Source organism: Aliterella atlantica CENA595, assembly GCF_000952155.1.
GTDB classification, from domain to species: domain Bacteria; phylum Cyanobacteriota; class Cyanobacteriia; order Cyanobacteriales; family Chroococcidiopsidaceae; genus Aliterella; species Aliterella atlantica.
Map to the genome: position 1 here is coordinate 44,688 of NZ_JYON01000027.1, position 23,290 is coordinate 67,977.

Below are 23,290 nucleotides of genomic sequence, written 5' to 3' on the forward strand. Positions count from 1 at the left end.
GCTGGCGCGAATTCCATTTGCCCAATTTTTAGCGCACCTCAAGGATTAATCTCTTGCACAGACCAATCATTATTATCCCCGCGACAATACAACCAGCGCTGCTGCGGTTCGCCACGCAACAGTAAATAGTCTACTTGCACAGGCTCCAACAACAACAAGCAGAAATTAGGTAATGGCTCAGTTGGACTTGGCTGCGGTGGCGCGATCGCCTCCTCAGTTTTAGGTTTACCAGGTTCGGGCGACCAGGCAAATTGCTTGCGTGCAGCATCGCTAAGTTCTTGCCAACTAGCTTGACGAGCTTGCTGCAAACCCATGTCTGCATTATCAGCTTGTATCAAACTCAACAACCCAGTGATGCGAAATTGTTCCCAAGTTCGGGGAAAGTACCAACAAGCCTCTGCCCAAGGTTGACGAGCAATCTGACACACCTTCTCACTACGCAGATCGGTTACTACTTTGAGGCGATCGCGTTCTGCATCAAAGCCTCGAAACACTACAGTCCGATTAGCCGGACGATTTTCTCGTGTAATTGTTGCTAGTTGAAAGTAACGGGCGTAAGTAATTTCACGGTGATTTTCTAAAGCGCGTTCAATATGCGATCGCCAAGGAGCAACTGACATAAAAGTATATATTGATTAGCTTTACATCCATTAATATACTGACAGCAACTAGCGACTGAGATTATCTGCAAGTACAGTTAGTAATAAAAATTTTGCTTGCACTCTACCTTTAGACAGAAAAACATCAGTAGTTTCCCCGATCCTAAACCTAGCCTACGTAGAAAAGTCAGGTATTTTCCTCGACACATTTTCTTAGCAAACAGGGCAAGATGATTTTGTAGCGAATGTAGCTATTTAAATTCAATCTGTTGCAATAGTTGGGCTGTTAGCTTTCTCTCCCACCAACTCATATGCAAAGTAATCCTTGACACTGGCAAGATAACTCTCCAGTTGTCCTAGATTGCCTTGTGCAAAATTTCTAGAGTTGCATTGCAAATTACCCTAAACCCTTTACTTTAGACCATCTCAAGCTGGTGCGATCGATGAAAAAGACTCTAACAAATCCCGTTTACCACAAACTTATAGCAGCAGCCCTATTAGTTGGTGGAACATTTCAACTAGCAGCCCCAATAATTGCTGCTGGAACCTCCGCCGGAACAGGTATTAGCAACACCGCCACAGCAACATATAACGATCCCAATAATCCTACAGAAGTAATTGATGCCACTTCCAACACCGTTCAAATTACCGTAGCAGAAGTTGCAGGTATTACGGCTGTAGCATCAGGCGTTACCGATTCCACACCTGGCAGTTCCGTTCTCCCAGGCGATAGGCTGACCTATGACTATACGATTACCAACGTTGGTAACGATCCTACAAATATACTTATTCCGGCTCCTGTAGTTACAGGACCTGCTACACAAACAGGCGCAATTACCTATGACATTGATGCTGACGGTAACGGCACTTACGAAACTCCTGCTGCAAATCTAACTACCGCCACCACCACTGCGATCGCTCCTGGCGGTTCGATTCGAGTCCACATACCCGTAGTAGTAGATGCTACAGCTACTTCTGGTGCGCCCATCGTAGTCCGCTTAGGCGACACCGCACCTAATGACAACAGTGCTGCTACCCAAAACCAACCATATACTGCTAGCACTGTAACAAATGGAGACGTTCGTACATCTGATATCGCAGGTGAAGCTGCTCCTAACACCGCTGCTCCCACCAACGGCGAACGCGAAGCTAGTGCTACCCAACAAATCCTTGTGGGCGCTCAACCCCAAGCCTTCGCTACCGTTCTCAAAACCCAAGGTGCTTATTCCGATGCTGGTACTGCGGGCGTATTCAACGACGACCTGCAAACTTATAACTTGAGCTTGCGGGTAGAAAGTGCTGCTCCCACAGGTGCAAGTGCTGGTTTAGTGCCAGCAGACTTAGAAGGCACGCCAGTAAGTGTTGATGGTATAAGTGCCAACCGCATCTTAGTTTCCGATGCAATTCCCGCAGGTACAGCTTTATTATCTACTAACGTTGCTCCTGTAGCACCTACTGGTGGTGCCTGGACAGTAGTCTATACTGTAACTCCTCTCACCACTAATGCTAATGCTGCTGCTTGGACAGCAACTAGACCTGCATCTGGTATTACTCGCGTTGGTTTTGTCTCAAATGGTCCAGTCACAAGAGGCACAACCGTTACAGGCTTCTCGTTCCAAGTTACCACCAATGGATTGAATGCTGCTAACGGCGGTACAATTGCCAACCTTGCACAATTATTTGGTGAAACTGTCGGCGGTGGTACAACGATTGTCTATGACGAATCAGGCGACCAATCTCCTAGCAACTTTAACGACAACGGTACGCGCGGACCAAACACAGGTGTAGATAATCCCCAATCTCCTGATGGTATTCCCGAACCTATTATCGGTTCTGGTGTTGCTAACCCAACCACTGATGAAAACGACCCCACTGGTACTAACACAGGTACAGGCGTAGGTGGTGAAGACAACATCTTAATCCTCGCGCCTACAGGCACAGTGCTTAACGGTCCCAATGGAGCGCCAGCAGCAGTTGGTCCTACCAACAACAACGACGACTTCACTAACCAGTCTACAGACATTCCCGCAGGTACGGTTCCTGGTGCATTGATAGATCCAGCCCCTGAAGTCTTTACCAACACTCTCAGCGCCCCCACAACAACACTAACTAATGTCTTGCTACGTCCCGATGATGGTACGGCAACAGGTACTTTACCCCTTAACAGTACTGTTACTATCACCTATAACGGTAGCTCGGCAGTATACACCTATCGAGACACAAATGCTGATAATATTGCCGATTCCTTTGTATTTACATCAGGAACAGCAATCCAAATTCCTAGTATTAGTGTTGGTACATCGGTAAATTACACCACAACAGTTGATTTGCCTGGTGGTACAGCGCTGTCTACAGACCTCCCTGCTGGATACCTCAATGGCTATCAAGCACCAATTCTTGCCTTCACAGACCTCAACGGTAACGGCGTTCTCGATACTGGTGAATCTTCCAACACGACAATCGCTCGCGTTTATACAGGCTTCTTGAGACTGGTCAAAGAATCGCGCATTCTGCAAGGAACTGGACCTGCTGTGATTGGTAATCAAGGTACCTTCGATCAGACAGCTAAGACACCTGCACCTGGCAACATTATTGAGTACCGCATCAGCTATAGCAATATCTCAACTGCGGTATCTGGTAGCAGCAACGTTACCTTACGTGCCAGCAACGTCACGATTACAGAAAGTGGTGTAACCAACACAGCAGTCTTACCCGCCGCACCCAACGGTAACAACTGGGGTCAAGATTACTCGACACCTACGGGTATCGATACTAGCAACGTTGTTGGTTCTGCTGTAGATTCCGGTACTGGCGCTACTATTACCTACTTCAGTGGTACTGCTGGCACTGTTAGCGCTACCGATCAAACAGGTACTACACCTGCAACCGACGTTACTCGCTACGTCAATACGGTATCTGTACCAATTGAACCTGGTGTTGCAGCACGCACCTTTACCTTCCGTCGCACAGTCAACTAAAACGCTTTCCCTGGGACATCTTTACTAGGGGATGTCCCCCTTCCTCCAAAGCGATCGCATTCATCCATTAAAGCTTTTCCACTTTTAAGAGGTTTTTAATATGAAACGTTCCTTCCTTATCGGTTTAGGAGCAGTAGCCCTGCTCGCATCTGGTCCCGTCTCAACTCAATTGCCCGCTATTGCCAACTTACTGCCGCAAACAGCAATTGCCCAAAACCCTCAAGCCAAGCGCCAAGTTCAACTCAACCTCACTGCTGCCAAAAAAGTCGTGCAACAAGCCGAGGGCGGCAAGCAACAAGTTAGCTGGCAACCCTTGCAAGGCAAAGTGACAGTCAACCCAGGAGATGTGATTCGCTATACCGTTACAGGTCAAAACAATGGCGATCGCGCAGTCAAAAACTTAGTTGTTACTCAACCTATCCCCAAACAGACAGTTTACGTTCTTAATTCTGTTAACACTGTTAATAACACCGCTACCGTTACCTACAGCATCGACAACGGTAAAACATTCGTCGCCAAACCCACAGTCAAAGTCAAACTTACCGACGGCAAAGTTGTCACTCAACCAGCACCCGCCGAAGCCTATACTCACGTTCGTTGGAAATTTGTCCAAGCTATTAACCCCAAAGCAGCAGCAGCAGCAGCTTACCAAGTGCGCGTGCGCTAGTTAAAAGTCTGAGGAGGTGCTAAATAGCACCTCCTCAACTGCGATCGCTATCTTGGCAATCGAGCTTCAAACAGGAATTTTTTACTGCAATCTTTATCTGCATTAAGCCAATGAAACCCTCCACTACTAATACAACTAAATGGTTTGGGCTACTAACGACAGCCCTTTTAGTCGGCGGCGTTTGGCAATCAACACCTGTTCTTGCTCAAGAAGCAAACCCAGTTAGCGGTCGTCCTCCAGCCCCGATTGTAAACCAAGTCAGTTATTCCTACACTAACCCCGCTACTGGCAGAACTACTCAAGGCTTTAGTGAATTAGTCTCTAGCCAAGTTTCTCCTTTAGTAGACCCGCTAGGACAAGTTACAGGCTGTGCGGGCGAGACTTTACCGGACTACACGGGGTTTAGTGTTGGTATCTACGAAATCGATCCTAGCGATCCTACAGGAACTGAAGTTAGACGACCGCTAGAACTTACGGTCACTGAGCTACCTAACAACCTAGATAACAGTATTCCTGCCGGAATTACACCCAACACTCAAAATAGCAATCCTTATTTTCTTACCAGCGGCAACCAAGGAACTTATAGTTTTCTCTTCGACCCCGAAAAGGGTCAGTTGGATGCAGGTAGAGCTTACATTTTATTAATTAATCCCCCAGCAAATTCTACTTATAATCAGCGCCGCGTCCGTCTCGTTATCGGTCAGCGCAACGGCAATCTTATTGCTTATACAGCTACTTCTTTAGATAGCAGACCAATTAATACTACCGACAACCGCACTTCTGTTAACGGCACGATCGCTGTTGACGATGCTGAGAGGGTAGGGCTAGTTCTAGCTGCTTTGGACTTAGATACAGCCATTTGTCAGGCTCAAGAACTGCAAATTGTCAAAACAGGCGATCGCGCTGCTGCCGAACCTGGCGACACTGTAATCTACCGCTTGGCAATTAGAAACTTAGCCAGCAGTGCTATCAACAATGTAGTAGCAGTTGATACTTTACCTTTAGGATTTGATTTGCTTGCCAAATCGGTTCGCGGCGAATTAGGTGGCAACCCAGTTACTATCAACGCCAGTCACAACGGTTCGACCGTTACATTCCGCGCCGATGGAGTTACTCTACCTGGAAGCTCTACAAATTTAAACTCGGTATTAAATATTGCTTATGCTGCCGTAATTACACCAGATGCAGTCAGAGGCAGAGGTTTGAATAGCGCGATCGCCCAAGCCCAGCGCCAAGACAACAGCCAGATAGTCAGAGACGGTCCGGCTACTCACCGCCTGCGCCTCACACCAGGCATTTTGTCAGACTGCGGCACGATTATCGGTCGAGTATTTGTCGATAAAAACTTTGATGGCGAACAACAATCCGGCGAACCTGGAGTCCCTAATGCGGTGATTTTCATGGACGACGGCAATCGCATCACCACCGATCCCAATGGACTATTCTCCGTTGCTAATGTGATTTCCGGTTATCGTACCGGAGTTTTAGACCTCAGTAGCCTTCCTGGCTACACCCTTGCTCCCAATCGCCGTTTTATCGAACGCAACAGCCAATCTCGCTTAGTGCATTTAGAACCTGGTGGTTTGGTACGAATGAATTTCGCTGTCACCCCCGCCTTCGGGGAGGTGAAACCAAAATGAAAACGCAAATACGCTCCGCGATCGCCTTTTTACTATTAGCCACCACCGTTGAAACTCTCAGCTTAGTCATGCTTGCTAGCAATGCCAACGCTGAAGTTGTGCAAGCACCAACATTGTCTGCTGGTACAGACAATTTACAGCCAGCATCAAGCACTGCCAGATTGAGCCAAGCATTGCGGATTTCTCAAGCTGCAGCAACTACACAAACACCAGTTACTCCAGTAGCAACACCTGCGCCAGTTGCAGAAACACCAGCAACACCTACGCCAGTTGCACCAGTTGCGGAAACACCAGCAACAACACTTAACGAGGCTGAAAATACTGAAGACGTTAAACCATTAGCGCCAACAGAAGTAAGAATTCTTACTCCTACAGCTAATACTGTATTAGATACTCCTGCTACTACAGTAACTTTACAATATGCCGCAGGCAGCCAAGTAGAACTGCGAGTAGAAGGAGTAAAAGTAGATCCAAGCCTAATTGGACGCACCGAAACAGACTCTAAAACAAACGTAGTAACGCAGACATGGTATGGTGTATCGCTCGGACAAGGAGAAAACACCATCACAGCCAAAGTCACAGCCAAGGGCGTTGTCGGAGAAGCTACTTCAGTCAAAGTGCAAGTACGTGGCGTTCCCACACAACTTACTGTCAAAACTGTAGAAACCAGAGTTCCTGCTGATGGACGTTCTACAGTTACAATTGAAGGTCAATTAGTAGACCAAAAAGGCAACCGCTCTAACCGAGATGCCGTTATTACATTAGTAGCAACGGCGGGAGAATTTGTAGGGGCGGATGCAGATATCGATCGCGATGGCTTTCAGGTAAAAGCACGACAAGGGCAATTTACGGCTCAATTGCGCTCGACTACCAACGCTCAAATTGTGCGAATTCTGGCTAAAAGCTCGGATTTAGAAGCATTTACCCAAGTTCAGTTTGAAACAAATCTGCGTCCTTCTATTGTTACAGGTGTCATCGATCTGCGTTTCGGTGGTAGAGGCTCCAATTATTACAGCAGTTTTCGGGATTTTCTTCCACCTGATGGCGACAACAGCGCTCAACTAGATTTTAAATCGGCAGTTTTTGCGACAGGTAGAGTTGGCGAATGGTTATTTACAGGTGCTTATAATAGCGATCGCGCTCTCAACGAAGATTGCGACGGAGTTAATCGTCTATTCCGCGATACTCAGTCTTGCGAACAAAACTATCCTGTCTACGGCGATAGCTCTACAGTTGAAGCAACTACACCTTCGCAAGATAGCTTATATCTGCGCTTTGAGCGCAACTCCCCAGTACAAAATGCTGGGATCGATTATGGGATGTGGGGCGACTACGATACTGATGAATTTGCCCGCAGATCGCAACAATTTACCGCTATTACTCGCCAACTGCACGGCTTAAAAGCAAACTACAACTTTGGTAATTTGCAAGTTACAGGTTTTTACGGCAACAACGTCCAAGGTTTTCAGCGCGATGCGATCGCTCCTGACGGTACGAGTGGTTATTATTTCCTATCTCGGCGCTTATTAGTACCAGGTAGCGAGAATGTCTTCATTGAAATTGAAGAACTCAATCGTCCTGGTACAGTATTAAATCGTCAACAACTATCTAGAGGTACTGATTACGATATCGACTACGATCGCGGTACTTTATTATTCCGCAAGCCGCTGTTACGCACAGATGTAGATGGATTCGGGCAAGTTTTGGTGCGCCGCGTGGTTGTCAACTATCAATACGAAAGCCAAAACAGCAATAATTCTATTTATGGCGGACGCTTGCAATATTACATTTCCCGCCAAGAACAGAGCGAAAGCTGGATTGGTGCAACTTACATCAAAGAAGATGAAGGGCTGCGCGACTTTGAACTTTATGGTGCTGATGCCCTAATTTCTATAAGTCCTAAGTCTCAACTAATTGCTGAATACGCCCACTCCAAAAATGATTCTGATGTGATGGGAACTGTTACAGGTTCCGCTTACAGAATAGAAGCTGAAGGCGAAATTGCTAGAGGAATTCAAGGTCGCGCTTACTATCGTTCTGCCGAAACAGGCTTTGCTAATAATGCCACAATTAGCTTTGTTCCTGGACAAACTCGTTATGGAGCAGAAGTTAGAGGCAAAGTTTCGCCTACTACCGATGTCAGAGTACAGTACGACCATGAAGATAATCGTGGAATTGCACCTCAACCAATTACTACTTTTGAAGATCTATTTACGCCACGTACTGAGGCAATTCCTGGTAGCAAAGTTGATAACTCTTTAACTACAATTACCGCCGGAGTACAGCAACGCATTGGCAAAGCCGATCTATCAGTAGACTGGATTCATCGCCAGAGAGAAGATCGCATTGCTACAAGCAACCTCAATAGCACATCCGATCAATTGCGATCGCGCCTCAATTTACCCATAACTAATAACTTAACTTTCCTTGCCCAAAACGAACTAACTCTCTCTTCTGAGGTTGATGCTGTCTACAACGATCGCACCTTATTTGGACTCAATTGGGAAGTATCTCCTGGTATTAACGTGCGGCTAGCACAACAATTCTACACGCGCGGTCAGTATAGCGGTAACTCTATCACCAGCTTAGACGTTACAGGCGAACACAAGTTTGGACCTAATACCACATTAACCGGACGCTACTCAATTTTAGGTGGTGCAAATGAAATTACTACCCAAGGTGCGATCGGTTTAAATCATCGTTGGGTAATTTCTCCTGGATTGCGAGCAACCTTTGCTTACGAACACGTATTTGGCGATTTCTTCGGACGCACTGGCGCTGGAACTCAATTTGCTCAACCTTTTGCAGTCGGACAAAGTTCTTCTTCTCTAGGCTTTGGTTCCGGCGATAGCTATAGCGTTGGACTAGAATACACAGACAATCCCGATTTTCAAGCTAGTGCTAGATACGAGCATCGCAGTTCTTCTGGTGGCTCAAATACAGTTATCTCGGCTGCAGCTACAGGGAAAATTTCCCCCGCTTTAACAGCATTAGCCCGCTATCAGCAAGCTAATTCTGCAAATCAAACCCTCAGTGGACTTGGCGATACAATCAATGCCAAACTAGGTTTAGCTTACCGCGACCCCGACAACGATAAATTTAATGCTTTATTGCGTTACGAATATCGCAAAAATCCAGCTACCATTCCTGACACTCTTTTGCTAGGCAGTGGTACGGGTTCTGAAGATCATACCTTTGCTGTAGAAGCGATTTATGCACCAAATTGGCAATGGGAATTTTATGGCAAATATGCTTTTCGTAATAGCACTTCTTACCTAGCAAACGATTTAGTTGGTACGAGTACAATCAACCTCGCGCAATTGCGGACTACTTATCGCGTTGGTTATAAAGTCGATTTAGTAGGCGAAGCTCGGTTTATTACTCAAGGCGGTTATAGCGAAACAGGCTTTGTCGTTGAAGCAGGTTATTATCTCACTCCTAATTTGCGCTTGTCGGCTGGCTATGGATTTGGCAAAGCTAATGATGAAGATTTTAGCGGTTCGCGCTCAGTGGGCGGTCCTTATGTCGGCTTGACTGTCAAGCTCAACGAACTATTTGATGGTTTTGGCTTGCAAAAAGTTACTCCACCTCAGCAACAAGAATCTCAAGTCAAGCCAGTTGCTAAAAAGTTAGGTGAAGCAGTTCTGGCGATCGCTCCTTGGCAAAATCAATCGGTAGCATCTATTGACGAGATGCAATTTTCTGGAGAAGAAGTATTTTTAGATTTACGCATCGAGCAATTAGCATCTAGAGTTGAGCAATTACTAAAGCGCAATAGCTTAGATTCTGTTGCTTCTTCCCCTGTTGTGCCAGTACCAGCAGATACTACGTCCAATCGACTAACAAATCTAACCGAAAAGCTTAACGGAGTCAGTAAAACGGAATCTCTCCCCCTGCTGTTAAGAGGTGAAGCGCAATGAATAAACCGCAAAATATTATGAAAATCGCCTTTTTATCAGAACAGCTATATTTGTTAGCGCTTGTCGGCTTATTTTCATTACCGTCAATTCCCATTGCAGCCCAAGAATTACCAAAACAGTTGCATTTACAAGTAACAGTAAATAGCGATCTTGATGGTGCAATTACTCCTGACACATTTCTAACTCTGCGCGAAGCGATTGAGCTAGTAAATGGTACTTTATCTCTAAATCGCTTAAGTGCAGCAGAAAAAGCTCAGGTAAAATCTCTCAATCCCAACGTCCCATCGCGGATTAACTTCAATTTACCGCCCAAGCAAACTACTATTCGTTTAAATAGTATTTTGCCGCCTTTAGTTAGTCCAGGTGTAATTGTCGATGGCAAAACTCAACCAGGCTACGCAACCAAGTCAGGTAGGCTAAATCGCACATTCGTTAAAGAACTTCCTTTACCTGTAATAGCAATTACACCAGCAGAAAATGTAGAGATATTTCGCGGACTAACTGTAGTTGCAGACAATATCACGGTTCGGGGTATAAGTCTCTATGGCTTTAGTGCTAAATTTGGTGCAACTGCATCAACTCCACCTGCGGATATCTTCATTGCCGATTGGCTAACAGCGAACGAAACTAGCCACCAGCAATATTTACAGCCTGCTCTACCTTTAGCTCAAAATCAACCGCCTCAAGGTGTGGTTATTGAAAATAATTGGTTAGGAAATTTTCCCTACCGCGTTGACAATTCAACTAAAAAAGTTACTGTAATTGGGATTGTTTACGACTTTCCGCGTTCTGCTTTTGGCGTATCTGTATTTAATTCCGTAGGTACGACAATTCGCAATAATCTAATTACCAATCATGATGGTAGCGGCATTATTACAGGCAAGCAAGCAACTAATCTCCGCATTTCTGGCAATGTCATCGAACGCAATGGGTTAGCAGGAATGCCTGATGCTATTCGCATGGAAGGTAATATTCAAAATACAGAAATAATTTCTAATTTGATTGAGGGTAATGCTGGTAGCGCTGTATTTCTTTTCAAACCTAAAGGCTCTTTGCAAATTCGTAATAACGATATCAAATTTAACGGTGAAAGATTTAATCGCGCCGCAATCTACTTAATGGGTGACAATCATCAAGTTACTGGCAATCAAATTGGCAACCAAAACGGAGCAGGAGTAGTAGTTGCAGCTTACCCAGAAAGCAAGGGCAACATTATCCAAGCCAATCGCTTTAACGCCCTTACAGGATTAAGTATCGATCTTGTCACGCAACAAAATGTCAGCGTTCAAGATTATCAACAAGGTGATGGAGTCAACCCACCGCGCAATTCCCGTAATCGACGCAAGGAAACAGGTAACGCAGCGATTAACGCGCCGCAGTTTCTAGCTAGAGAGTTTTATATTCTTAACAGCAAAGTCAATATTGATGGTGTAGCCGATCCAGGTTCGCAAATAGATATTTATCTTACTGATGGTAATAACCAAGATTACGGCGATTTAAAGCGATCGCTCGCAACTGTCACTGCTGACGCTAAAGGTAGATTTGGAGTTACTTTAAGTAATTTAAAACCAGGAGAACGTATTAGCGCGATCGCAACTCACCCTCAGTACGGCACATCTGAACCAGCTTTAAATGCAGTTGTGCGATCGCTACCAACAGCAAAATATTGATTTTTTCACAAATAAATTTGCAGATACTCATGATATAGATTACATCTTGCCTCTATATCATCTCCATACAATTTTACTAAACCAATACTGTGTAACTTAAATTTATCTACTGTCGATAATTTGGCAAAATTATTGTGAACTACATTTCTCATCGCCTCTAATAATTCCGGTTGTTGCTTAAGAATTATACTTTGATGGCGTAAATGGTCTGCGTAGATACTCGATGAACTCGTAGCATTTTGTAGAATCTGGGTTAAAGTAACGTCCATATTAGCTATATGATAAAGAGTAAGACGCACTAAAAATGGATGTCCGCCTACTAATGCCATTAATTTTTCAACGTCGGTTTTAGACCAATCGAGTTGATGCCTTTGGGCTAAATCTAAAGTTTGTTTACTATTAAATTCGGTCAATTCTACAGATAAACCTACATTAAACGGCGATTGATTAATATCAAGAGGCACGTAAATTTCTGTAGAATGTACGATTACCAATCTCAGTTTTTTCCAAATCTCCCGACGTTTACCTTCTTCGTGTAAAGCGCGTAACAGTCCAAAAAAATCTCGATAAATTTCTGGATATTCAAAAACTTTATCAACTTCGTCTAAACCAAGGGTTAGAGGCTTATTAATTGTTGGTAGTAAATATTCCTCAAAATAGGCTTTACACGCCATGCTGCTGCCCACAATTTCTGCTAAATCCCAATAATCATTAAGTTTATTCGGGATATTTAAAGATAAACTAACACTTGCACAAAACCAGCGTAAGAACTTATCTAAATTCCTGAAAATATCCTGTGCTGCAAGTTGGAAATCTAATACGGTGGTAGAATCACCTTGATAATTTGCTTGCTCGATAATTCTTGCCAAAAGAGAAGTTTTACCCATTTGTCTGGGGGCTTTAATTCTGATTAAAGCACCAGGTTTATGAATTTGTTCGTAACATCGTTCTTCGATTGGAGAACGCTTAATGTAGAATGCCGAATCTAACGGTACTTGTCCAGATGGATGCTCTAAACAAAAGTGCGATGAAGATGTTTCTTGGGTTTCTTTATTATTTTCTAAGATGGTGCGTGTAATAGATGATGGTAACTCATCTTTCTCACTTTCCAATTTCAAATCTGCAAGTTTTTGCCATTCTAATCCTAAAGCACGACAAATTTCTAAAAAGTTGAGGTAATCGACAGGTCTACCATTAAGAAAACTGCTGATAGTCGATTGAGATATCTGCAAATACTCAGCTAAATCGGTTTGACGAACATAGCCATTACGCAGTAGCGCTGACTTTACCTCTGATATAAGTTCAGAACGTACTCTAACTGAACGTGGCATTTCCGATCCTACAACTGCTAAGTTTCTTTTTTGGGCGAAGTTCTAAAATATTCGATCTCACTACAAAGTCGATACGTACTCGATATACCCCTACGCGAACTCAAGTTTAGTCAAGATTAAATAGGATTAGTAGGAATAAGGTTCAAGGTGCAACCTACGAACAATAGTTCTACTCTAACTGAAAATCTTTATGGATTATATAATCATGAGGCTTGCATTCTCTAGCTCTTCCTTATTAGCTTATACATCATCTATTTTACTGCTAGGTTTTTCGCTCCCATTAGTTGCACAAATACTAGATGAGAAGCCTCCTACTGAGTGTCAAACTCAAAAGCCACAAAGTCTTAATACAGTAAATGACTACTTGGGCATGGGACACTTTCAAGAGGACTGCCAAAAAGACTCACTGGCTGCGGTTTCTTCTTTCACGCAGGCAATTCGGCTTAACCCTAAAGCTGAAGAACCCTATTATCATCGTGCAAATGCTTACGCTGCTATTGGAAATTACAAAGCCGCAGTCGCAGACTATACCGAAGTCATTAGGCAGAATACAGGTAAATTTGGTTTTAGTAGTGCTGCATATTCTAATAGGGCTAGAGCTTATGAAAAATTAGGCGAAAAACAAAAGGCAATTTCAGATTTGACTCAATCAATTAGTATCGATAGTCCCTATACCTATGTTGGCGAGTATTTATTAAGAGGTAATCTTTACCGAGATTTAGGAAATAAAAAAAGGGCTATTTCAGACTATAAACAAGCAGAAAATATTTTGCAGCAAAGTTTAAATGGGGTTTTTGGCACTGGGATGATGGATGCCAGATATCAAGAGATGTTAGATACAGTCAGAACTGAATTATCACAATTGGGTGTATCCTTACCAGCCCCACAATTGACAACTCGTCGGACTTTAGACGCGATCGCAAAAATGGAAGTTGAGAGAGCTTTAAGTTTAGCAAGATTGGAGCCTCAAGACCCAGTAATAGGGAAATTTGACGTTCAACTTCAGGATTTGTACAAACAACTAGCTAACTCCCAACCGCAATCGTATAAAGGAACAGTAGAAAGTATGATATCGAATGCTGCGTATGAAAAAATAGCAGACTTGGAAAAAGAGCGCTCGGAACTGCTCGAAAGATTTACCTCAAATCATCCAGTAGTAAAGTTAATTGACGAACAGAAAAAACAATTAACGTTGTTATTGAATACGAACAGAAAGCAATTTGACGACTTAATGCATCAAAATTAAATATAGCTGTAGTGTGCGATCGCACTACCACATAATGTGCTGTGCGACGCTATGCTTTTATACATTCTATAAAACAATTATCTTTATATCAGATAGTGAGCAACAATTTTTCCTATAAAGTTGGTGGAAGTTTGACAGAAGATGCTCCTAGCTACGTTGTTAGAGAGGCAGATGCTCACCTGTACAACGAACTCAAAGCTAGGAACTTTTGTTATATTTTTAATTCCCGACAAATGGGTAAAACTAGCTTGCAAGTTCGCACAATTAAACGCTTACAAGCTGAAGGAATCGCTTGTACTACAATTGACATATCTGGACGCGGTAGTAAAAATATAAATTCAGAACAGTGGTATGCAGGTATTGTTTACACATTGGTTACAAATTTTGGCATAGCTAACCCCAGCGAATTTATTAGAATATGGTGGAAGGAAAACAGCGAATTATCCCCCTTACAACGTTTGGATACATTTGTCGAAGAAATACTATTGAAAACAATTCAAGATCAAATAGTCATTTTTATTGATGAGATTGATAGTATTTTAAGCTTTAGTTTTGGGTGCGATGATTTCTTTGCTTGGATTAGAAGTTGTTATGAAAAGCGCAATTATAATAGTGACTTTAGGAGGATTACTTTTGCTCTTCTCGGAGTAGCAACACCTAGCGATTTAATTGCCGATAAAATCAGAACACCATTTAATATCGGTCGTGCTATTCAACTTAATGGTTTTCAAATCAAAGAAACTCTCTCTCTAGCAGAAGGGTTAAGAGAGAAAATGGAAAATCCGCAAGCTGTTTTGAAAGAAGTTTTAGCATGGACTGGAGGACAACCCTTACTTACCCAAAAGTTATGCGATTTGTTAATAACTTCTCAAAACTTTATCCCTCGCGGTTCGCTAGAAGCAAAGGGAGAAATTACAGTAGCCGAATGGGTAGAGAAGATTGTTAGACAGCAAATAATTGAAAACTGGGAATCCCTTGACGAACCACCCCATTTAAAAACAATCAAAGATAGAATTTTGATGAGCAAGCATAATACAGGTGCGTTGCTTGGTTTATATCAAAAAATTCTACAATTAGGGCAAATACCTGCTTCAGACAGTCCAGAACAAATAGAACTACGACTATCTGGGTTAGTCATAGAACAGCAGGGATATTTGAGGGTTTATAACCGCATTTATGCCACTGTTTTTGATTTAAATTGGGTAGAAAAAGCACTTGCTAATTTAAGACCATATTCAGAAGCATTATTAGCTTGGCTAGCTTCCAACGGTCAAGATAATTCTAGATTGCTACAAGGATTAGCATTAGAGGAAGCTAAGAATTGGGCAGCCAATAAAAACTTAACCGAACAAGATTACCAGTTTTTAACTGCTAGCCAGGAATTGGAAAAACAAGAAATAGCTACGGCATTATCTCTTCGAGAAGAAGAAAGTCGCATATTAGCACAAGCTAACGATACTTTAAGCATAGCCCAATATCAAGCTAAACGACAAATTCGTATTGGTGGTGGTGTTCTGATTTGTTCTCTTATTGGAGCAGCGATCGCTTTTATGTCTGCAACTAATCAATTACAAGAAGCTCAAGAAGGTACAAGATTAGAACAAGCAGGAGTGACAGCGCTTCAACAGTTTGAAACAAAGCAAATTGAATCTTTAGTTACAGCGATGGATGCAGGACAAAAGTTAAAAAAACTTGTGAAAGATGGACGTTCTCTAGAAAAATATCCTGCAACTAGCCCAATTCTATCTTTGCAAACAATAGTTGATAATATCCGTGAAGTTCAACAGTTTGTTGCTCATCAAGATGATATTACAACTGTAAACTGGAGCCAGGATGGAAAGTATATTATTACCGCTTCTAATGATAAGACTGCTCGGATATGGGACTTGTCAGGTAAGCTAATAGCAGAACTGAAAGGACATCAAGCTGTAGTTTTTATTGCTAGTTTTAGTCTAGATGGAAAGCATATTATAACGGCTTCAGCAGATAAAACAGTTCGGATATGGAACTTTTCTGGTCAACAATTGGCGACAATTAAACATCAAGACTATATAGATAGCGCCAGTTTTAGCAATGATGGAAAACGTGTAATTACAACAAGTGTAATGCCACCGATCGAAAAAGTTTTAGATGGAAAGACTGTAGTTAGTTCCTCTAATGAAAAAACCGCTCGGATCTGGGATTTGTCTGGGAATTTATTACTCCAAATTCAAGAGCAAGTTAATACTGCCAGATTTAGCCCAGATAGTAAATATATTCTTACTGCTTCTAACGACAAAACAGCCCGTATTTGGGATACATCGGGTAAACTATTGCGAACATTTGCAGGACATTCAATGGCTGTTAACAGTGCTTATTGGAGTCCAGATGGAAAATATATTTTGACTAACTCTGATGACTCCTATATTTGGGATGTTTCAGGTAAACAAATCGCACGATTTAAAGTAGATAATAAATGGGCAATTGTGGATGCTGGTTTTAGTCCCGATAGTCAGCGTGTTTTCGTCACGACCCCTGATAAAACTTATGTTTGGGATTTATCAGGTAGGCGGATTAGAGAAATTAAAAATCAAAAAGTATTGAGTGGTGATGCAGAATTTAGTCCTGATGGTAAGCGACTTTTTACAACTGATAATACTATAAAAGTGTGGGATCTAAGAAATGAAGCCATAAAAGTAGATGATTTATCAAGTGATTTGCTGGCAGAACTGACAGGTAATCAAAGTAATCCTCAATGGAGTCCTGATGGTAAATATATCGTTACCTTTGGACAAGATAAAATTGTTCGGATCTGGGATTTATCCGAAAACATTCCAGTAACAACAGTAACTATCAATTCAAAAGACGATATTACAGGAGCAAGTTGGAGTTCTGACGGTAAATATATTGTTACTCCTACTCGGAAATCTGTATTAGTTTGGGATAGTTTGGGTAAGCAGTTAGTAAGATTTCAAGGACATTCAGATGTCGTTGCTAGCGCTAGTTTTAGTCCAGATGGAAAACTAATTGTCACCGCCTCAAATGATAAAACTGCTCGTGTTTGGGATACATCAGGAAAACAGATATTATTACTTTCTGGGCATGAAGAGGGAGTAGAGTATGCTGCTTTTAGTCCGGATGGTAAATATATTCTAACTACAACCCACGGTGATAGTAATAGTAAAACTAGAATCTGGTCAGAGTCGGGTGAGTTAATAACTACATTTACAGCTAGAGGTGTAACTTGGAGCCCTAATAGTAAATATGTTATGGCTAGGTTTGATTATGACGGCAAAACCTATTCAAGCTTGTGGAATATTTCGGGAAAAAAAATAATAGAGTTTACAGGAAGTGCAAATAGTTTTTACGGTGCTAGCTTCAGCCCTGATGAAGAACGTATTGTGACGGCTGATGGTTCGATAGCAAGCATTTGGGATACTGCTGGTCAAAAATTATCAGAATTTAAAGCCAATCAAGATATCTATAGTCCTAGCTTTAGTCCAGATGGGAAACTAATTATTGCTGCTTCCTTAGATAATAGGGCGATTATTTGGGATACTTCTGGTAAACAATTAGTTGAAATACCACATCAAAGTATGGTTGTATTTGCTGTTTTTAGCCCAGATGGTCGACGAATTATTACAGCTTCAGATGATAAAATTTATCGCGTTTGGGATGTGACGGGTAGACAGCTTGCACAATATAAATATTCATCTACGTTTGTATCGCCAGTAAGTTTTAGCCCAGATGGTCAATATATTCTCGCGCATATTCAAGGTAATTCTCCTGAGCAGAACAAGGTGCTGATTTGGCGGCTTGATGAATTAGATGGGCTATTAGCACGGGGATGCAACAAATTAAAAAATTATCTGAATACCCAGTCCCAAGCGAGAGAAAGATTAAAAGTTTGCTGGGGTAAATAGTCGTGGGACAACGGCAAGATAACTGCATGACAACAATACCGTGTCTCTACCGTTCAAAGTCAAAGTCAATTAAGTAGCAAGATTGCGAGGTATAGATCGACAAATTTAACTTTGGATCGGGCAAACCTAAAGCTCAAAAACATAGATTAATCTGTTTGCATCTGCATTGAACGGTAAATTAAAGGTTGCTCTGATATCTGTTCTCTAGCTGCAACAACTAGGTGATGGTGAGGCGATAAATGACAAACAGGATCGCCAGCAGCAGCGTTATTAGTCAAAGCTAAAGCTTGACAGCGACAGCCACCAAAATCGAGTTCGCGGCGATCGCAACTACGGCAAGGTTCGCTCATCCAGTCTGTACCTCGGAAGCGATTGAAGGCAGGCGATTCCAGCCAAATTTCACTTAAAGAGCGATCGCAAACGTTATCAAATTCCATCCCAGCAATTGAACTTGCAGCTTGACAAGGCAATACATCACCGTTGGGAGCAACTACCAAAGCACGACGACCCCAACCACCCATACAAGCTTTGGGATAATCTTCATAATAATCTGGAATTACGTACAAAATACCCATAGGGCAAATTCGCCGCTCTTGAGCCGCTTTAACTATTGGCGCTGCACGTTCTAGCTGTTGTTGGGTTGGTAGTAGGGCTGCACGATTTTGATACGCCCAGCCATAATATTGAGTGTTTGCAAGTTCAACTCGATCTGCTTGCAAGTTTTGGCATAATTCCAACATTTCCTCAATACGATCTATGTTCTGCCGATGCAATACAAAGTTGAGCGTTAGCGGTAAACCTAAATCTTTAACTAACCTTGCTGCATCTAACTTTTTGGCAAACGATCGCGTTCCCGCAATGTAGTCTGACTGGGTAGCGTTGCTATCTTGGATGCTAATCTGTACGTGATCGAGTCCAGCATCTCGAAGTATAGTCGCACGTTTGGGAGTAAATAAAGTCCCCGCAGTAACCAATGTCGTGTAAAGTCCAATATCGGCGGCTGTTGCTACCAATACCTCTAAATCTTGCCTTAATAATGGTTCGCCACCAGAAAAACCCAACTGCCAAACACCAATAGATCGAGCTTGGTTGATTACTCGCAACCAATCTTCTGTAGGTAGTTCTTGAGTATTGTTGTAGTTGACAGGATTGGAACAATAAGGACAGCGCAAGGGACAGCGGTAAGTTAGTTCGGCAATTAGTGTAAAAGGTATATCTGTGGCATTTGGAAGCGAAGGCGCTATTGTCGATTGTGGGCGATCGCGACCAATATTTTCTGCATCTGCAACTATTAAACCGCGATCGCGCAAACGCAGCAGTAAACGTTCTACATCACTATCTAGATTCTCGCCTCGGTAGCTTTCTGCTAGCTGGCTAACAATCTCTGCTTGAGTGTATTTGCCATCACATAGTTTTAATACTGCGGCGGCTGTAGAGTTGAGCAATAATGCGCCTTCAGGTAAAAGTAGTAAGTGCTGTTGGCGCATCTCATCCCACTGCAAACGCACGCCACGAACTAAACGCATAATACCCCCTTATCTCCTTGTCTCCTTGTCTCCCAAACGATTATCGCCTCTATCAATTGCTTCTAACTGACTCCAAAGGAGATCGCACTTAAAGGCTAAAGCTGCTACTGCACGTTCTTGAGTTTCCCGCGTCTTACAGTGCTGCAAGACTAAATCTAAGGCATAACGGGCATCTCGCGGCGCTTGTTTGAGGCGATTTCTAAAGTATTCAAAACCTGCCTGGTCGATCCACTGATAATATTTTTCTAATGCTACTAAGCGGACTTTAATGGCATCAGGTCCAAATAACTCTGTTAAAGAGGCGGCAACTGATTCAATCCAAGGTTTAGTGCGACAAAAGTTGACGTAAGCATCTACAGCAAAACGTACCCCTGGTAATACATAGCGCTCGTCTAATAACTCTTCTTGGGATAATCCTACAGCTTGCCCTAATTGCAACCAAGCTTCAATTCCTCCCTCGTTTGCACTGCGCCCATCGTGATCGATAATGCGTCCTATCCACTCTCGCCTGACTGCTAAATCTGGACAATTGGATAGTATCGCCGCATCTTTGAGGGGAATATTTTTTTGGTAGTAGAATCTGTTGGCTACCCAACGCCTGATTTCTGTTGGTGTTAGTTCGCCGTTATTCATCCGCGCGTGAAAGGGATGAAGATGATGATATGCTTGGTGCTGCGATCGCAATCTATCTTCTAATTCTGCCTCGCTCCAAGGTTTTTGCTCGATTAATTCCCCCACAGCTTTACTTTTGCTCCATTACAGTTGAATTGTCAAACCGTCGCAGCCTACTTCAATTCCTGCTTCTTCTACTATTTTTCGTTCTTGAGAATTAGCAAGATGAATCGGGTTAGTGTTGTTGATGTGGACGAGTATTTTGCGCGGATGCTTGAGTTGAGATAGATGGTGCAAGCTGCCATCTTCGCTAGCTAAAGGCAAATGTCCCATATCCCTTGCTGTACGAGTTGATATGCCTAATTTTAATAAATCGTCGTTTTGCCAAAATGTCCCATCGACTAGAATACAATCGCTAGCCTCAAAACGTGCGAGTAAGCGATCGCTCAATTTAGCTAAACCTGGCGCATAAGTGACAACCTTACCAGTTGTGCGATCGCAAATCGTCAATCCAATTACCCAATCTCCTGCTATATTTTGCGATCGCATATACTTTGGGGCTTTGGCTGCTAGGGCAAATACTTCTATATCTAGATTTGCTGTTAAAGGTACAGTCGCACCAACATTTAGATTTGACCATGCAACACCACAGTAAGATTCTAGCGTTTTTAGTAATGGAAACCCGTCTGTTAAGGCTTTTTTGACTATCTCTGTACCGTAAATATGCAACGGTTGGGCAGATTCGCGCAGGATAATTAAGCCAGTAGTATGATCGATCTCTGCATCAGTCAAAATTACCCCTGCGATCGGATTTGCGCGGATAGAAAGCGGCTGCGCGTCCCTAAGTAGCTCTAATTGCTGCCGGATGTCTGGAGATGCGTTAACTAAAAACCAATCACCTTCAGGAGCTTGAACTGCGATTGATGATTGGTTTAGCCAAGATATACCTGCACGATTTTGGCGCACAGCTTGGCAGTTGATACAGCCACAGTTCCATTGTGGCAATCCGCCGCCAGCCGCAGCACCGAGAATTTTTAGGAGCATAGGAACAATGCAGATGATACTTAGTTAGCTATTGCCAATTTTGGATATAAGTAGTAACTTCCATGCACAAGTCTAGCTCGTCGTAGTCTGGTTGCTCCCAATCCATCGCTGGTTTTCCTGTTGGGGGGCGATACGAAGGTTTGCCTGGCGTACTGTCTGGGGATAAGCTATTGCTTTGGTCTTCTAGTTTATGAGTATCTTTATCCGTATTTTGAGCCATTTCTAACCTCCAACTTAGCTAGAGAAAAAAGTTTCACTCTCTGATAACTTAAATAACGTACAACCTTCACCTCTGTTTGTCGATTGAAAGAAAATCTATCTACAGGAATAATTTGCTAAATAAATACTAATTTGTTATTCTTTCGTAACTAGATGAAATCTTAATTTTTAACCAAATATAAGTATTAATACTTGAAATGTTATTACTCAATTTATTAAAGGTAAATTTGGCTATACCATTAGGAAGATGTATTTTATCTAACTAATTTCGTAGTGTCAATCTTATGTATTTAGGACTAATTGTTTTGGGTTAGAGAAACTACGATCGCAACTCTAAAACAATTACAAAAAATCTACAGCATAACAGCCAGTTAAACGTGAGTTTTGCTGTGCCTAAACTGGGCTGAAATCAACAAGTAAAGATGCAATGAAACTAAGTATCAACACAGGGCGAATTTTGATTGGTTGTGCTGCAATACTTGCAACAATCTTGCCTGCTAGTTCTCAACAGCCACAGCAACCAAGGACAGAAAAAGTAGAAGGATATCTATCAACGCCTGGTAGCGTCAAATTCAATGAATCGCTAATCAAACAGCTAAAAATGCCTGCTGGGTTTCAAGTCAATGTATTTGCCAAAGACTTAGGCAACGCGCGTAACTTAGCAGTTGCACCCGATGGGACTGTCTACCTTACCCGTCGAGAAGAAGGCGATATCTTGGCACTTAGAGATACAAACAAAGACGGACGCGCCGACTTGAAGCAGACTGTAGCATCAGGGCATGAATACGTTAATGGAATTACTATTAATCAAAATCGCCTTTACTTTGTCACAGACAAAGAATTATACGTTGCCAATCTAGGACAAAACGGCACTATAACTAAACCGCAGCAGTTAATTAACGATTTGCCTGATGGTGGACAACACCCAAACCGGACTATTGCTTTTGGTCCTGATGGGATGATGTACATTTCTGTAGGTAGTTCTTGCAATGCTTGCGATGAATCTAACAAAGAACACGCAACTATGCTACGGGCGCAGCCAGATGGCAGCAAGCGGACGATTTTTGCCCAAGGACTGCGAAATACAATTCCCTTCGGCTGGCATCCGCAGACAAAAGAGTTTTGGGGTATGGATCATGGCACTGATTGGCGCGGCAATACAATCCCACCAGAGGAACTCAATCAGCTTCGCCAAGGACAACATTATGGGTGGCCCTTTTGTTGGGGCGATCGCCGCGAAGATGTATATTTATCAGCAGATCCCCAAGGTGCAACTAAAAAACAGTTTTGTCAGAAAACCCAAGCACCAACATTGACTTACACGGCACATAGCGCCCCTTTAGCGATGGTGTTTTACACGGCATCGCAATTTCCCGCCCAGTATCGCAACGATGCGTTTGTAACGATGCGCGGCTCGTGGAACCGCAATCCGCCTGTAGGTTACAAAGTTGTGCGCGTACGCTACCAAAATGGCAAACCAGTAGCTTTTGAAGACTTTATTACTGGCTTTCTCAATCAAAAACAGCAAACTCAATTTGGTAGACCTGTAGGAATTGCGATCGCACCTGATGGTTCTTTGCTATTTACTGATGATACGAATGGGGTAATTTATCGAGTCGCCTATACTGCTAAAAATGGTAAAAAATAGTTTAACCTAGAATTAGTTAGGGAAAGTGATTTGCAGGATTTTTCAGCTTGCTTTCCTCCCTAACTAACAGCAACATTCACTAGAATAGTTATGAATATTGTTGAGCTAGTTTATAGAATTCCTTTATTATCTATAAGCACGCTTTGGCTAGCTTATGCTTTGTTAGAGCTTGTTTCTAAATAAATATTGAGTTGAAGGTTTGTTGCTGAATGCTGGTACGAGGATAGAAATGTAGTTCTTGCGGATTGAGAAGATGCTTAAGTCTTATCCGAGCGACCTGACGGATGC

14 protein-coding genes are annotated in these 23,290 nt (G+C 42.6%); 8 read left to right on the forward strand and 6 right to left on the reverse strand.

Annotation, left to right across the window (positions count from 1 at the left end):
• Nucleotides 1-38: 38 nt before the first annotated feature.
• Nucleotides 39-620, reverse strand: coding sequence for an Npun_F5749 family FMN-dependent PPOX-type flavoprotein (locus UH38_RS19990; protein ID WP_045056455.1), 582 nt, complete (start codon nucleotides 618-620; stop codon nucleotides 39-41).
• 422 nt (nucleotides 621-1,042) lie between these two features.
• Between UH38_RS19990 and UH38_RS19995 the strand changes: the two genes are divergently transcribed.
• From UH38_RS19995 to UH38_RS20015, 5 genes are all read left to right on the forward strand, one after another.
• A complete protein-coding gene (locus tag UH38_RS19995) occupies nucleotides 1,043-3,577 on the forward strand; it encodes a beta strand repeat-containing protein (RefSeq protein ID WP_045056456.1) in 2,535 nt (844 codons plus the stop codon).
• 100 nt (nucleotides 3,578-3,677) lie between these two features.
• Nucleotides 3,678-4,244 (forward strand): DUF11 domain-containing protein, encoded by a 567-nt coding sequence (locus tag UH38_RS20000; RefSeq protein ID WP_045056457.1) that lies wholly within the window; start codon nucleotides 3,678-3,680, stop codon nucleotides 4,242-4,244.
• A 110-nt stretch (nucleotides 4,245-4,354) separates the two neighbouring features.
• Nucleotides 4,355-5,884: a DUF11 domain-containing protein gene (locus UH38_RS20005; RefSeq protein WP_045056458.1), complete on the forward strand. Its 1,530-nt coding sequence runs from the start codon at nucleotides 4,355-4,357 to the stop codon at nucleotides 5,882-5,884.
• The gene (locus UH38_RS20010; protein ID WP_200892530.1) at nucleotides 5,881-9,804 is read left to right on the forward strand and encodes a TonB-dependent receptor; all 3,924 of its coding nucleotides are present in this window, start codon (nucleotides 5,881-5,883) and stop codon (nucleotides 9,802-9,804) included. The genes UH38_RS20005 and UH38_RS20010 overlap by 4 nt, the downstream gene beginning before the upstream one ends.
• On the forward strand, nucleotides 9,801-11,474 hold the full coding sequence (locus UH38_RS20015; RefSeq protein WP_052672477.1) for a right-handed parallel beta-helix repeat-containing protein: 1,674 nt from the start codon (nucleotides 9,801-9,803) through the stop codon (nucleotides 11,472-11,474). The genes UH38_RS20010 and UH38_RS20015 overlap by 4 nt, the downstream gene beginning before the upstream one ends.
• Nucleotides 11,475-11,479: 5 nt before the next feature.
• On the opposite strand, the gene UH38_RS20020 is transcribed toward UH38_RS20015, so the two are convergent.
• Nucleotides 11,480-12,805, reverse strand: coding sequence for an AAA-like domain-containing protein (locus tag UH38_RS20020; RefSeq protein WP_045056459.1), 1,326 nt, complete (start codon nucleotides 12,803-12,805; stop codon nucleotides 11,480-11,482).
• Between the two features lie 205 nt (nucleotides 12,806-13,010).
• On the opposite strand from UH38_RS20020, the gene UH38_RS20025 reads away from it, so the two are divergent.
• Both UH38_RS20025 and UH38_RS20030 read left to right on the forward strand, forming a co-directional pair.
• Complete coding sequence (locus UH38_RS20025) at nucleotides 13,011-14,051, forward strand: tetratricopeptide repeat protein (RefSeq protein ID WP_144405722.1); 1,041 nt, start codon at nucleotides 13,011-13,013, stop codon at nucleotides 14,049-14,051.
• A gap of 95 nt (nucleotides 14,052-14,146) precedes the next feature.
• A complete protein-coding gene (locus tag UH38_RS20030) occupies nucleotides 14,147-17,953 on the forward strand; it encodes an eIF2A-related protein (RefSeq protein ID WP_045056461.1) in 3,807 nt (1,268 codons plus the stop codon).
• 146 nt (nucleotides 17,954-18,099) lie between these two features.
• Here UH38_RS20030 and pqqE read toward each other — a convergent pair whose 3' ends face one another.
• From pqqE to pqqA, 4 genes are read right to left on the reverse strand one after another with little or no spacing between them, the layout of a single operon-like run.
• Nucleotides 18,100-19,479 carry a pyrroloquinoline quinone biosynthesis protein PqqE gene (gene pqqE, locus UH38_RS20035; RefSeq protein WP_072044955.1) on the reverse strand — a complete coding sequence of 460 codons (1,380 nt, stop codon included), beginning with the start codon at nucleotides 19,477-19,479 and terminating at the stop codon, nucleotides 18,100-18,102.
• 9 nt (nucleotides 19,480-19,488) lie between these two features.
• On the reverse strand, nucleotides 19,489-20,217 hold the full coding sequence (gene pqqC, locus UH38_RS20040; protein ID WP_082065455.1) for a pyrroloquinoline-quinone synthase PqqC: 729 nt from the start codon (nucleotides 20,215-20,217) through the stop codon (nucleotides 19,489-19,491).
• Between the two features lie 18 nt (nucleotides 20,218-20,235).
• Nucleotides 20,236-21,135: a pyrroloquinoline quinone biosynthesis protein PqqB gene (gene pqqB / locus UH38_RS20045; protein ID WP_045056462.1), complete on the reverse strand. Its 900-nt coding sequence runs from the start codon at nucleotides 21,133-21,135 to the stop codon at nucleotides 20,236-20,238.
• Between the two features lie 28 nt (nucleotides 21,136-21,163).
• Complete coding sequence (pqqA, locus tag UH38_RS20050; protein ID WP_045056463.1) at nucleotides 21,164-21,355, reverse strand: pyrroloquinoline quinone precursor peptide PqqA; 192 nt, start codon at nucleotides 21,353-21,355, stop codon at nucleotides 21,164-21,166.
• A gap of 426 nt (nucleotides 21,356-21,781) precedes the next feature.
• On the opposite strand from pqqA, the gene UH38_RS20055 reads away from it, so the two are divergent.
• Nucleotides 21,782-23,002, forward strand: coding sequence for a PQQ-dependent sugar dehydrogenase (locus tag UH38_RS20055; RefSeq protein ID WP_045056464.1), 1,221 nt, complete (start codon nucleotides 21,782-21,784; stop codon nucleotides 23,000-23,002).
• The last annotated feature ends 288 nt before the right edge of the window (nucleotides 23,003-23,290 follow it).